We start from the raw sequence: 12,578 nt of genomic DNA on the forward strand, positions 1-12,578 counted from the left end.
TTAAAGCGGTTTTCCGGTCTTCAGATTGATACCGAAACCATAAGGATAGAGTGTCGTTCCCGGATGAGTGACGGAAGGAATGTCAGCGGGCAGCCTGCCTTGCGGTTTTGTCTGTCCGAATATCGCTTCAACGCCTGCCGGAATGTTTGGCTGGAGAAATTGTCCGTCTGTAAATCCTTTAAAGCCGTAGACTGCGATAAGGGCTTCAGCTTCTTCAAAGTTCGCAGCGTCATATGGATTACGCAGGCTCATCAGCACAAAGGGTTTTTTGTTCGATTGTGCGGCTTTCATGACGGCCCGCGGAAATGCAGTCGTCCACTTGCCGGGATCTGTGACGGAATCGTCAATGACGCCGTCGTTTACGACAGGATCATTTTTTACGACATATGAGCCTGTAATCACGTAATCAGCGTCGGATACCAGCTTTTTGTGCTCATCATGAAATGTGCGCTCGGCGAAGTTCATTTTACTGATGGTTACCGGCCGGATTTTTTTCTTCTTGATGAGCTGCCGAATGGTTTGCTCCATTGACGCTGTCTGATCTTCATAAGGAGCGGCAATGAGAACGCGGCTGTTCTTTTCCGGTTTGAATGGGAGCGTGCGGTTTTTGTTTTGTAAGACGGTGACGGACCTTTCCGCGATTTGTTTTTCAGCTTTCAGGTGATTTTTGCTGCCGACGGTTTTCTTTGCTTTTGCAATCTTCTTTTTCAGATTTGGCTCTTTCGGGGCGGGATATATCCCTCGTTTTATTTTCAGGGAAATGATGCGTTCCGCTGATTTGTTAATTTGCTGCAACGGAATTTCACCTTTTTGTACCGCCTTTTTTAAAGCGGAATGAACCCGGGCAAAGCGGTTTTCCGTTTGCAGCGATGTCACTTGGGCCGGCATCAGGGCAATATCGACTCCTGCTTTTACTGCCATGACGACCGCCTCTTCCTGGCCGAAATGATCGGCAATGGCTTTCATATTTAATGCATCCGTAACGATGACACCGTTAAATCCCATTTCTTCACGGAGAAGATGAGTCATCACTTTTTTCGAGAGTGTGGCGGGTACGAGAATGTCTGAACCGTCCAGCTTGCTTTTATAGGTTGTATCGTCAAAAGCGGGAAATTGCACATGGGCTGTCATGATCATATCAGCTCCGGCCTGAATGGCCTTCCGGAACGGATAAAGTTCAATCTGACGCAGTCTTTCTTGATTGTGGGTGACAAGCGGAAGGCCGTAGTGGCTGTCGACATCCGTGTCGCCGTGTCCCGGGAAATGTTTGACGGCGGCAGCGACATCCTGCTTTTGCTGAGCCTTCATTGAGGCAAGGCCGAGTGAAGCTGTCAGATCACGGTCTGAACTGAACGACCTGACGCCGATGACAGGGTTTCCGGGATTATTATTGATATCGAGAACGGGAGCGAAATTCGTATTAATGCCCAGTGCTTTCAGTTCTTTGCCGATAATGGCGCCGGTCTGGGACGCGTAGGCTGTTTTTCTCGCGGCTCCGAGCGCCATATTGCCTGGGAAATGAGTGCCTTCACCAAGTCTAGTTACGATGCCGCCCTCCTGATCAATGCTTAATAATAGCGGAATGTCAGGGCTCGCCTTTTGAAAGGCATTTGTCAGGCGTACCGTTTGCTCAGTGTTTTTTACATTTTCTGCAAATAAGAGAACGCCGCCGAACCGGTACTTTTGAATAAGCCCTGCGACTTCATCATTCATTTGGGTAAGAGCCTCAGGTGATGACTGCCCCTTTTTTTGCCAATTACGAAAGTCAGGCATGAGCATCTGCCCTAATTTTTCATCTAATGTCATACGGGATACCGCTTGTTCCGCCTGTGACGGAATGTCCGGTTTTGTCGATGCATGATGCGTGCCGAAAACAATGAACAACAGTAATACAGCTGAGATGACAAGTTTCATGATGGTGCCCTCCTGCCGTCATAGTTTGGACAAAAGACATGGGTTGTCATTCAATGGCTTCATAAATCGTTCTTATAACGCTGCCGTAGCTTCCGGTCGGGAAAAGATCCCCTTCAAAAACATTCGGATTTTCACCGGGACTGACGACGGGGGAATGCTTTTTATTGGTCAAAAGTGCGATCCCCAGCTTATAAGCGGGATCAATAATCGTGATGGTGCCGGTCCATCCTGTATGGCCATATGCCTGCCTGCTTGCATAAGGGCCGAACATCCACTCCATATCCGGGCTGCCGTTTTTCCGCCAGCCGAGAGCGAAAGTCGGATCAGAGGATGCCGCCGTTGTGAACAAATCGGCCGTTCTTTTACTGAAGAGAGAAACGTGTTTATAACTGCCTCCGTTCAGCATGACTTGAAGAAGGACGGCCATATCATCAGCTCTGGAAAACAGCCCGGCGTGACCGGACACCCCTCCCATGGAGTAAAATGCTTTTTCATCGTGAACTTCCCCCTGCAGCGTATACGTCCTGATGTGAGGGAAATGGATGACTCCGTCACGTGTGTTGCCTAAACGTTCAGTAGCTGCGAATGCTTTTTCTTTAAAACCTTTTTGCAGCGGGTTGAACAGTGTGTGCGTCAGTTTCAGCGGTTTGTACAGTTCTTGTTCCGCATAGGTATCAAGGGTTTTTCCGGTTATGCTTTCAATGATGCAGCCGAGAAGCATGTAACCGATATCGCTGTATACGTGTTTTGTTCCCGGTTTGTATTCAAGCGGGATTTGGGTGAGAAAACGGATCGTTTTATCCCGTTCTTGTGAATATAAAGGGCCTGCGGTGTCCGGCTGATAGAAATAAAAGCTTGCCGGCAGACCGGATTGATGCTGGAGCACATCGATGACGCGAATGCGGTCTTTTTCTTGAATCGGATCGCTTTTTCTGTCTTTGAAATCAGGAAGGTAAGCCGAGACTTTTTGATACACATCAAGCTTTCCCTGGCTGACGAGTCGCTGTAATGCAAAATTGGCCGCGTACATTTTTGTATTGGAAGCTAAATCAAACATGGTTGATGTTTTCATTTTTTTCGGACGGGATAAAAGGGTGTTCCCGTCATATTTTTTGCTGTAGCCGTATGCTTTCTTTTTGATCACCCGTCCGTCCTTTACGACGACGAGGACGGCTCCGGGGAATCCTGCTGCGATGTCTTTTTCAATCATTTGATCAACCTTTCTGAGCTTTGCTGCGTCGTATAATTTGGATTGGGCTTCGGCTTTGTGCTGCGGCAGAAAAGAGAGGCTGATGACCATTGTGAGTATGGCGGCTGTCAGTGTTTTCATATTCTGATCCCTCCCGGTTTATTCAAATTCAGCAGCCATGTCATCCTTAAATCCGAACGCATAAGTGAAGACAAAGCCCGCCGCGTAAGAGATGAAGAGACCGATGATATACAAAACGATTTGAGCCGGCTGTACGAGAAACGAGAGCGGAAGGCCGGAGACACCGATTGAAAAAGTAGCCACTTGAAAATGGGCTTGAAAGGCGCCGCCGATACCCGCCCCTAAACACGCCGTCAAAAACGGCCGGCCGAGCGGGAGCGTGACGCCGAAGATAAGCGGCTCCCCGATTCCGAGCAGACCGGATGGAAGTCCGCCGCCGATCGCTCTTTTTAATGAGGCTTTTTTTGTTTTCATAAAGATGGCGAAGGCCGCCCCTACTTGACCCGCGCCTCCCATCGCGAGAATCGGAAGAAGCGGGTCATCTCCGATTGATCGGATTAATTCCAAATGTACGGGAGTCAAGCCCTGATGCAGGCCGGTGACGACAAGCGGCAGGAAGGCGGCTCCCAGTACAAACCCTGAGAGCACTCCCCCGACATTCAGCAGCGACAATAAACCTGATGTAATCAGATCAGAAATAAAACCGCCTGCAGGGATAAAAACGACATATGTCACCAGCCCGGTGATAAGTAAAGACAATGTAGGCGTGACGATAATGTCGATGGATTGATGGACGTACTTTCTGATAAACCGTTCGGTATAAGCGATAAAAACCGCAGCGAAAAGAACGCCGATTAATCCTCCCCTGCCAGGGAGCAGATTCTCTCCGAACAAACTGATATTGGCGATTTCAGGGTTAAGGATCAATATACCCGCAAGGCCGCCCATCGCGGGAGTCCCGCCGAATTCCTTCGCCGCATTGATGCCGACAAGGACGCCGAGGTATGCGAATAAGCCTGAACCGATAACCGTTAAAATAAGTGCGATTTGGGATTCTTTCGGGAGCCAGCCGGCCTGAATGACGGCTTTCGTAATACCGGTGATTAAACCTGATGCAATGAGTGCGGGAATAAGGGGAATGAAGATGCTTGATATTTTTCTCAGAAACAGTTTGATGGGTGTGGTGTTTTTTCTGTTGAGATCGGCTTTTTTTCGTGAGGCGGCTTCTTTTAAATCAATGTTTTTTCCGGATGGCATAAGTTTTGCGAAAGCGTCGGCGACATGATTGACGACACCCGTGCCGAGAATGATCTGCAGTGTTTCAGCTTCGACGACACCTATGACCCCGTCCAGCCGTTTCAGCGCTTCAATATCCGTTTTGTCCTGATCTAAAGGCGTAATCCTCAGGCGTGTCATACAGTGGGTAAAGCCTGAGATATTCGATGAACCGCCGCAATTGTCCAGGATATCTTTGGCCAGTGACTGATAAAATGCCTCTTTGCTCATGGAGATCCTCCTTTTTCCGTACGATTTTTCCCGGGGAGCTGTGCCTGAAACGCGTCCTAAAAGCGCCTGCGCCGATCATGAAAACGGCGCGGGCTCGTAAAAGCACATTATTTTTCACCAAAGAACGATCAGCGTTCTTTTTCTTTTGAAAGGTGCTGTTCAATGGCTTTATCAATGAAGCCGTCTGATTCTTTGAGCAGTGCCTTCGCGTGTGTTTCATCCGAATTCGTCTTCAGCATGACGATTGCCGTTTTGACATGGCTGCCTGCGGCCTCAAGCATTTCTTTTGCCTTGTCGTACGGAACGCCCGTGATGCTTTGGATAATGCCGATTGCGCGTTCTTTCAATTTTTCGTTGCTGACATGAACGTCCACCATTAAATTTTCGTACACTTTGCCGCTTTTGATCATCACGGCCGTGGAAATCATGTTCAGAATCATTTTATGTGCCGTCGCCGCTTTCATTCGTGTTGACCCTGTAATCACTTCGGGGCCGACGACGACTTCAATGCTGTGATCGGCATAAGTGCTGATCAACGAGTCCTTATTGCATGTGAGTGCGACGGTTTTGGCGCCGATTGTTCTTGCGTATTTCAGCGCACCGGCCGCATACGGCGTGCGCCCGCTTGCCGCGATGGCGATCACGGTGTCTTCTGCGGTAAGCCCGATCGTTTTGAGATCGAGAGCGCCGGTTTCCTCGCTGTCTTCTATACCTTCAGCCGCTTGCAAAAAGGCGTCTGCCCCTCCGGCCATCAGACCGATGACGGTGTCGGGACTTACGCTGTATGTAGGCGGGCATTCAACCGCATCCAGTACACCGAGCCTGCCGCTTGTGCCCGCTCCCGCATAAATCAGCCTGCCGTTTCGCCGTAAGGACTGATGGGCGAATTGAACGGCAATCTGAATATCGGGCAGCACCTGCTGAACGGCTTCAGCCACTTTGAAATCCTCTTGGTTAATGATGCGGAGAATTTCCATCGTGTCTGCTTGATGGATTGAAGCGGTCTGCGGATTTCTGGTTTCTGTGGTCAATCTGTGAATGTTAAGCCGGTCTGTCATGATTGTACCCTCCCAAGTCGTTAATACTTGAAGTATATGGGCTTCTGAATAGATGTTTCAAGAAAAATCGGCAGGGATGAGATGAATAATCAAGCGCTTTCACAAAAAATGATGCAGAATGTGCTGTTCGCCGATGGGGCCGATCGTGCGACGACCTTTATCAATAAAACCGGAAGACCGGTACAGGTTCTTTGCACGATGATTGCGATGGTTCACAGCAAGCACGATTTCATCACACCAAGGAAAGTAATTTGCGACAAAAGCGGGGAGCTGCAGCATCGCTTGTTTGGCATAACCTTTTCCCTGATGCGGCGCATGTAAGGACAGCGCACTCAGCAAAATGGCAGACACATTGTTCGAATACGGGGCAATGGTTTCTTTTGAGGTATGTAAAATGAAAAAACCGACGGGGCGGTCTTCTTTTAAAATGACTGTCGGGTAGCGATCCCGGATGACGAGAGCCTGCGGCAGGACATCTATCGGCAGAGCTGTGAACTTTTTATCTTCTTCACTCAGCACAAACCCGTTCAGCCCGTCTGCATGCTCCGGTTTATAAAAGGACAGGGCTACATCCATGATATCTACTCTCCTTTTTTATAATTGATCCAATTCATCTTCTGATAGAACACGGCAGCCTGCCCGTTTTAAAAGAGCGGAAGTGATGCCGTCTCCGAGTATTTTTTTTCCTGAGAAAGTGCCGTCATAGATAAAGCTGCTGCCGCAGGACGGACTGTTTTCTTTAAGGATGACCGTTGCGGCGCCTATTTCTTTTGCGTATGCTAACGTTTTTTCCGCGCCGTCCATATATAAAGCCGTAACGTCTTCGCCTGATGCCGTTACGATTCTTGCTGTTCCGTTCAGCACGTCTTCGCCCGTACCGCCGATGATTTCCGCCGGTTCGCGGGGAGTGGTGAAGCCGCCCAAAAGTTCGGGGCAGACCATAACAGCTTTCTTTTCTTCTACGAGTCTGCGGATTTTTTCCGAAGCGGCGTGAGAGCCGTTATACCTGCATTCGATACCGCCGAGACAAGAGCTGACTAAGATCATCTGTGTCCATTCCCTTCAATATTTTGATACTTTCATCATAAATGAAATAAGAGAGAAGGGATGAGTTTTTCAGTTAAAAAACGGGTAAAAAAGTTTGAAAATAAAAAAAATAATTTTTCTCTTTACAAATGGGGTGCAACCTGTATATAATAACTTTTGTCAGCTCGACGCGGACACAACGGCCCGTTGGTCAAGCGGTTAAGACACCGCCCTTTCACGGCGGTAACACGGGTTCGAATCCCGTACGGGTCATATGGAGGATTAGCTCAGCTGGGAGAGCATCTGCCTTACAAGCAGAGGGTCGGCGGTTCGAGCCCGTCATCCTCCACCATATTTGCCGGCCTAGCTCAATTGGTAGAGCAACTGACTTGTAATCAGTAGGTTGGGGGTTCAAGTCCTCTGGCCGGCACTGTTTTCCAAAAAATACGGAGGGGTAGCGAAGTGGCTAAACGCGGCGGACTGTAAATCCGCTCCCTCAGGGTTCGGCAGTTCGAATCTGCCCCCCTCCACCATTTTTGGGCTATAGCCAAGCGGTAAGGCAACGGACTTTGACTCCGTCATGCGTTGGTTCGAATCCAGCTAGCCCAGTCTCAGACACCTTTTGCATAAAGGTGTCTTTTTTTTATCAGCATTTTGTTTCAATTTCTGATTGTTCATCAGATATACTATTTTTAAGCTGCTGTTAAGGCAGTATATTCTGTATTTTCCATCTACACCCTGCCTGAAATTTGGTAAAATAAATGTAATAAAAAAATGAAACCTTTTAAAACAAACAACGTATAGATACAGACCGGTGAAGGGCAGAGGTAAGATAAAACATGGAAAACCTGATTAAAAAAAGAATCAAGCAAGTCAAAAAAGGCGATCAAAATGCGTTTGCAGAAATCGTTGACCTTTATAAAGATAAGATTTACCAGCTTTGCTACCGCATGCTCGGCAATGTTCACGAAGCGGAAGATATTGCGCAGGAAGCTTTTATCAGAGCGTATGTCAATATCGACAGTTTCGATATCAACAGAAAGTTCTCAACGTGGCTTTACAGAATTGCGACCAACCTGACCATTGACCGAATCCGCAAGAAAAAGCCTGATTACTATCTGGACGCAGAAGTAGCGGGAGCAGAAGGGCTGACGATGTATTCGCAGATCGCCGCGGACGGGGTTCTCCCTGAAGACGCCGTATTGTCATTGGAGCTGTCGGACACAATTCAGAAAAAGATTTTAAAGCTGCCTGACAAGTACAGAACGGTTATTGTATTAAAGTATATTGACGAACTCTCTTTAATTGAAATCGGGGAGATTCTGAATATCCCTGTCGGCACCGTCAAGACAAGGATACACAGAGGCAGAGAGGCTCTTAGAAAACAATTGAGGGATCTTTAAGTGGGGTGATGAAATGAGCTGTCCTGAACAGATCGTGCAGCTTATGCATAAGCATCTTGATGGAGATATCCTTCCTGAAGATGAAAACGTATTAAAACAACATTTGCAGTCATGCGGGAATTGCAAACGGCATTTTCATGAAATGGAGAAATCCGTAGCACTCGTCCGAAGCACATCGCATGTCACGGCCCCTGCTGATTTTACTGCCAAAGTTATGGCGAATCTTCCAAAAGAGAAAAAACGCGCTTCTGTAAAACGATGGATCAAAACTCATCCGATGATTGCAGCCGCAGCGGTTTTTGTGATTTTAATGGGCGGCGGTTTTTTCAACAGCTGGCATAATGACCACAATTTCAGTGTGTCCAAACAGCCGAACCTTGTCGTGCAGAATCACACGGTCACCGTCCCTGAAGGCGAGACTGTAAAGGGCGATGTCACAGTAAAAAACGGCAAGCTGTTCATTGAAGGAAAAGTCGACGGCAATGTGACCGTCGTCAACGGAGAAAAATACATGGCCTCAGCCGGACAAGTCACCGGGCAGATTGAAGAGATTAACCAATTGTTTGACTGGGTCTGGTACGAACTGAAATCGGCGGGCCAGGGCGTCGTGAGCGCTTTGGACCCGAATGAAGATGAGTAAAGCGTATAATCGCTTTACTCTTTTTTTGTGCATCGCCGCGCTGGCTCATTTCACTTGAGAAATCAAAATGTGGTATAATGAGCACGCTATATGATGTACATATTGCTCATGCAGCACAATTCATAACAGAAAAACGAAATGACTGAATTCTTGGAGGACGAGGAAATGGCTTTTGAGGACATCCCATTTTTGCAATACCTCGGCAATGCCGTTGATATTCTCCTTGTTTGGTATGTGATATATAAATTAATCATGGTCATACGCGGGACGAAGGCGGTTCAGCTTTTAAAAGGAATCGTCGTCATCGTATTGGTCCGGATGGCCAGTTCATATTTGGGACTCAGCACGCTTCAGTGGCTGATGGACCAAGCGATAACATGGGGATTTTTAGCGATCATCATTATATTCCAGCCTGAGCTGAGACGGGCGCTTGAACAGCTCGGACGGGGCCGGTTCTTTTCCAGGAGCGGAACCCCCGTGGAGGAAGCGCAGCATAAGACAATTGAAGCGATTACAAAATCGATCAGCTACATGGCGAAACGCCGCATCGGCGCACTCATCGCGATTGAGCGCGATACGGGAATGGGCGATTATATTGAGACGGGCATCCCGCTTAATGCGCAGGTCAGCTCGGAGCTTTTGATTAATATCTTCATCCCGAATACACCGCTGCATGATGGAGCGGTCATTATGAAAAATAACGAGATTGCGGCGGCTGCCTGTTATCTGCCGCTTTCTGAAAGCCCGTTTATTTCAAAGGAGCTGGGGACGCGTCACAGAGCGGCTGTCGGCATCAGTGAAGTGACGGACAGCTTAACCATTATTGTATCTGAAGAGACGGGCGCCATCAGTGTGGCCAAAAACGGAGACCTTCACAGAGAATTGACGGAAGAAGCACTGAAAGAAATGCTTGAAGCCGAGTTTAAGAAGAACGCCAGAGATACTTCTTCTAACCGCTGGTACTGGAGGGGCAAGAAAAATGGATAAATTCTTAAACAACCGCTGGGCTGTAAAGATCATTGCATTGCTCTTTGCGCTGCTGCTTTACGTTGCGGTTAACAACAACCAGGCGCCGACTCCGAAAAAACCGGGGGAATCCTTTTTTCCGACATCAACGACTGACGAGGCTACGCTTACTGATATTCCTGTAAAAGCATACTATGATGAAGCGAACTATGTCGTCACCGGCGTGCCCCAGACCGTAAATGTCACGATTAAAGGCTCGACAAGCGCGGTGAAAAAGGCGAGACAGACGAAGAATTTTGAGATATACGCCGATATGAATAAGCTGAAGACCGGGACTCATAAGGTCGAATTGAAGGCGAAAAACGTATCGGACGGACTGACGGTCTCCATTAACCCGTCAGTCACGACGGTTACGATTCAGGAAAAAACGGCTGAGAGTTTTCCCGTGGAAGTTGAATACTACAATAAAAGCAAAATGAAAAAGGGATACACCCCTCAGCAGCCGATTATCAGCCCGAAAAACGTGCAGATTACAGGTTCGAAAAATGTGATTGATAACATTTCACTTGTCAAAGCATCCGTGAACCTTGAAAATGCAAATGAGACCATTGAAAAGGAAGTGAAGGTGACCGTCTATGACAAAGACGGCAACGCACTTCCTGTTGATGTTGAACCGTCAGTCATTAAAGTGACGGTTCCCGTAGCCAGTCCGAGCAAAAAGCTTCCTTTCAAAATCGAAAGGAAGGGAAGTCTTCCGGACGGGGTGAGCGTTGCGAGCATTGACTCGAATCCGAGTGAGGTGACGGTTTACGGCCCGCAGGATGTGCTGGATTCACTTGAATTTATTGACGGCGTATCTCTTGATTTAGGCAAAATTGATAAAGATACCAATATCAATGCCGATATCCCGCTTCCTAAGGGTGTCACTAAGGTATCACCGGAAAAAATCACGCTTCATGTTAAAGTGGACAGTGAAGACAAAAAGGATTTTGACAATGTCGGAATCAAGACGGTCGGACTGGGAGGCTCACAGCAGATTGAGTTTCTCGATCCTGAATCGCAGGCGATAAATATTACGGCCAAAGGCTCTCCCGCCAACATTAAGGCGCTGAAAAAGTCGGACATTGAACTGTATGCCAATGTCTCGGACTTGGATGACGGAGAGCACTCTGTAAAGCTTGAAGTAAACGGCCCGCAAAACGTCACATGGTCCCTGTCAAAAGACACGGTTAAGATCAAGCTGACTTCTAAGAAAAACACAAGTTCAAATAAAAATAACGGCGGTTCCGCTGATTCCGGCAATAAGAACGGCACAAGCGGAGACGCAGACAAAGACAAGAACAAGAACCGGGAAGACGACACTGACAGCGATCAGAATAAAAGTCAAAACCAGGATCAAAATCAAGACCAGGATGAAGACGGATCAAGTGCTGATTCTTCTTCAACAGAATGAAAAAGGAGCGATACAAAATGGGCAAGTATTTTGGAACAGATGGTGTAAGAGGTGTTGCCAATAGCGAGCTTACGCCAGAGCTGGCCTTTAAAGTTGGGCGTTTTGGCGGTTATGTCCTGACCAAAGATAAGCAGCGCCCGAAAGTGCTGATCGGCCGTGATACACGTATCTCCGGACATATGCTGGAGGGAGCCCTTGTCGCCGGACTTTTATCGATCGGAGCTGAAGTGATGCGCCTCGGCGTTATTTCTACGCCGGGGGTATCCTATTTAACGAAAGCCATGGATGCTGAGGCGGGCGTCATGATCTCCGCTTCTCACAACCCTGTACAGGATAACGGAATTAAATTTTTCGGAGGGGACGGCTTTAAGCTTTCTGATGAGCAGGAGGCCGAGATTGAACGTCTCATGGATGAACCGGAAGATAAGCTGCCGAGACCGACAGGCGCGGACCTCGGGCTTGTGAACGATTATTTTGAAGGCGTTCAAAAGTATCTGCAATTTTTAAAGCAGACGGCGGACGAAGATTTCACAGGCATTCATGTAGCGCTTGACTGCGCCCATGGCGCGACCTCTTCCATTGCGACGCACCTTTTTGCCGATCTCGATGCTGACGTGTCTACAATGGGGACGTCTCCGAACGGATTAAACATTAATGATGGCGTCGGTTCTACACACCCGGAAGCGCTGAGTGCTTTCGTCAAAGAAAAAAACGCCGATATCGGCCTTGCGTTTGACGGAGACGGCGACCGCCTCATTGCCGTTGATGAAAAAGGAAACATCGTCGACGGTGATCAGATTATGTACATATGCGCGAAGTATTTGAAATCAGAGGGCCGTCTGAAGGATGATACCGTCGTATCGACCGTGATGAGCAACCTCGGTTTCTACAAAGCGCTTGAGAAAGAAGAAATCAAAAGCGTTCAAACGGCAGTCGGCGACCGCTATGTCGTAGAAGCGATGAAAAAAGACGGCTATAATGTCGGCGGCGAGCAGTCAGGGCACCTTATTTTCCTTGATTACAACACTACCGGCGACGGTCTCTTGTCCGCGATCATGCTTGTAAATACGCTGAAGGCGTCCGGCAAAACCCTTTCAGAACTTGCGGATGAAATGAAAAAATTCCCGCAGCTCTTAGTGAACGTGAAAGTGACGGATAAATATAAGGTAGAAGAAAACGCTAAGGTGAAGGCCGTTATTTCTGAAGTGGAAAAAGAAATGAACGGAGACGGCCGGATTTTAGTGCGCCCGTCAGGCACCGAACCGCTCGTCCGCGTGATGGCGGAAGCGAGAACAAAAGAGCTTTGTGACGAATATGTCACAAAAATCGTGGATGTCGTGCGGACAGAAATGGGAGCGGAGTAGCGAAGTTTATAAGCAGAGAGCGAACAAGACAAGTGCGA

11 protein-coding genes and 5 tRNA genes are annotated in these 12,578 nt (G+C 48.1%); 10 read left to right on the top strand and 6 right to left on the bottom strand.

Annotated elements, in window-relative coordinates:
- The 6 genes from MY7_RS00080 to MY7_RS00105 all read right to left on the bottom strand — a co-directional run bounded on the left by MY7_RS00080 (position 1) and on the right by MY7_RS00105 (position 6,735).
- Positions 1 to 1,914 carry a glycoside hydrolase family 3 protein gene (locus MY7_RS00080; protein ID WP_007609056.1) on the bottom strand — a complete coding sequence of 638 codons (1,914 nt, stop codon included), beginning with the start codon at positions 1,912 to 1,914 and terminating at the stop codon, positions 1 to 3.
- Between the two features lie 46 nt (positions 1,915 to 1,960).
- The gene (gene pbp4b / locus MY7_RS00085; protein ID WP_007609057.1) at positions 1,961 to 3,244 is read right to left on the bottom strand and encodes a penicillin binding protein PBP4B; all 1,284 of its coding nucleotides are present in this window, start codon (positions 3,242 to 3,244) and stop codon (positions 1,961 to 1,963) included.
- Between the two features lie 18 nt (positions 3,245 to 3,262).
- Positions 3,263 to 4,630 (bottom strand): PTS transporter subunit EIIC, encoded by a 1,368-nt coding sequence (locus tag MY7_RS00090; RefSeq protein WP_007609058.1) that lies wholly within the window; start codon positions 4,628 to 4,630, stop codon positions 3,263 to 3,265.
- Positions 4,631 to 4,758: 128 nt separating this feature from the next.
- Positions 4,759 to 5,688: an N-acetylmuramic acid 6-phosphate etherase gene (gene murQ / locus MY7_RS00095; RefSeq protein ID WP_007609059.1), complete on the bottom strand. Its 930-nt coding sequence runs from the start codon at positions 5,686 to 5,688 to the stop codon at positions 4,759 to 4,761.
- 99 nt (positions 5,689 to 5,787) lie between these two features.
- The gene (locus MY7_RS00100) at positions 5,788 to 6,264 is read right to left on the bottom strand and encodes a GNAT family N-acetyltransferase (protein ID WP_007609070.1); all 477 of its coding nucleotides are present in this window, start codon (positions 6,262 to 6,264) and stop codon (positions 5,788 to 5,790) included.
- 18 nt (positions 6,265 to 6,282) lie between these two features.
- Positions 6,283 to 6,735, bottom strand: coding sequence for a DUF523 domain-containing protein (locus tag MY7_RS00105; RefSeq protein WP_003156767.1), 453 nt, complete (start codon positions 6,733 to 6,735; stop codon positions 6,283 to 6,285).
- Positions 6,736 to 6,915: 180 nt separating this feature from the next.
- On the opposite strand from MY7_RS00105, the gene MY7_RS00110 reads away from it, so the two are divergent.
- The 10 genes from MY7_RS00110 (at position 6,916) to glmM (ending at position 12,540) form a co-directional block, all read left to right on the top strand.
- Positions 6,916 to 6,987 (top strand) — tRNA-Glu (locus tag MY7_RS00110).
- A 3-nt stretch (positions 6,988 to 6,990) separates the two neighbouring features.
- Positions 6,991 to 7,066 (top strand) — tRNA-Val (locus MY7_RS00115).
- A gap of 5 nt (positions 7,067 to 7,071) precedes the next feature.
- Positions 7,072 to 7,144 (top strand) — tRNA-Thr (locus MY7_RS00120).
- Between the two features lie 18 nt (positions 7,145 to 7,162).
- A tRNA-Tyr gene (locus tag MY7_RS00125) sits at positions 7,163 to 7,247 on the top strand.
- A 4-nt stretch (positions 7,248 to 7,251) separates the two neighbouring features.
- Positions 7,252 to 7,323, top strand: a tRNA-Gln gene (locus MY7_RS00130).
- 230 nt (positions 7,324 to 7,553) lie between these two features.
- Complete coding sequence (gene sigW / locus MY7_RS00135; protein WP_003156766.1) at positions 7,554 to 8,117, top strand: RNA polymerase sigma factor SigW; 564 nt, start codon at positions 7,554 to 7,556, stop codon at positions 8,115 to 8,117.
- A gap of 13 nt (positions 8,118 to 8,130) precedes the next feature.
- A complete protein-coding gene (rsiW, locus tag MY7_RS00140; protein ID WP_003156765.1) occupies positions 8,131 to 8,757 on the top strand; it encodes an anti-sigma-W factor RsiW in 627 nt (208 codons plus the stop codon).
- A 165-nt stretch (positions 8,758 to 8,922) separates the two neighbouring features.
- Positions 8,923 to 9,744: a diadenylate cyclase CdaA gene (gene cdaA / locus MY7_RS00145; RefSeq protein ID WP_003156763.1), complete on the top strand. Its 822-nt coding sequence runs from the start codon at positions 8,923 to 8,925 to the stop codon at positions 9,742 to 9,744.
- On the top strand, positions 9,737 to 11,176 hold the full coding sequence (locus tag MY7_RS00150) for a CdaR family protein (protein ID WP_007609072.1): 1,440 nt from the start codon (positions 9,737 to 9,739) through the stop codon (positions 11,174 to 11,176). The genes cdaA and MY7_RS00150 overlap by 8 nt, the downstream gene beginning before the upstream one ends.
- A 17-nt stretch (positions 11,177 to 11,193) precedes the next feature.
- Entirely contained in the window at positions 11,194 to 12,540 is a 1,347-nt protein-coding gene (gene glmM / locus MY7_RS00155) for a phosphoglucosamine mutase (protein WP_007408011.1), read from the top strand.
- The last annotated feature ends 38 nt before the right edge of the window (positions 12,541 to 12,578 follow it).

The sequence above is a fragment of the Bacillus sp. 5B6 genome, assembly GCF_000259405.1.
Taxonomy (GTDB): Bacteria; Bacillota; Bacilli; order Bacillales; family Bacillaceae; genus Bacillus; species Bacillus velezensis.

Bases quoted from the DNA above. Each gene is read 5' to 3' on its own strand.
- MY7_RS00080 (WP_007609056.1), bottom strand. From the start codon at position 1,914: ATGAAACTTGTCATCTCAGCTGTATTACTGTTGTTCATTGTTTTCGGC.
- pbp4b (WP_007609057.1), bottom strand. From the start codon at position 3,244: ATGAAAACACTGACAGCCGCCATACTCACAATGGTCATCAGCCTCTCT.
- MY7_RS00090 (WP_007609058.1), bottom strand. From the start codon at position 4,630: ATGAGCAAAGAGGCATTTTATCAGTCACTGGCCAAAGATATCCTGGAC.
- murQ (WP_007609059.1), bottom strand. From the start codon at position 5,688: ATGACAGACCGGCTTAACATTCACAGATTGACCACAGAAACCAGAAAT.
- MY7_RS00100 (WP_007609070.1), bottom strand. From the start codon at position 6,264: ATGGATGTAGCCCTGTCCTTTTATAAACCGGAGCATGCAGACGGGCTG.
- MY7_RS00105 (WP_003156767.1), bottom strand. From the start codon at position 6,735: ATGATCTTAGTCAGCTCTTGTCTCGGCGGTATCGAATGCAGGTATAAC.
- sigW (WP_003156766.1), top strand. From the start codon at position 7,554: ATGGAAAACCTGATTAAAAAAAGAATCAAGCAAGTCAAAAAAGGCGAT.
- rsiW (WP_003156765.1), top strand. From the start codon at position 8,131: ATGAGCTGTCCTGAACAGATCGTGCAGCTTATGCATAAGCATCTTGAT.
- cdaA (WP_003156763.1), top strand. From the start codon at position 8,923: ATGGCTTTTGAGGACATCCCATTTTTGCAATACCTCGGCAATGCCGTT.
- MY7_RS00150 (WP_007609072.1), top strand. From the start codon at position 9,737: ATGGATAAATTCTTAAACAACCGCTGGGCTGTAAAGATCATTGCATTG.
- glmM (WP_007408011.1), top strand. From the start codon at position 11,194: ATGGGCAAGTATTTTGGAACAGATGGTGTAAGAGGTGTTGCCAATAGC.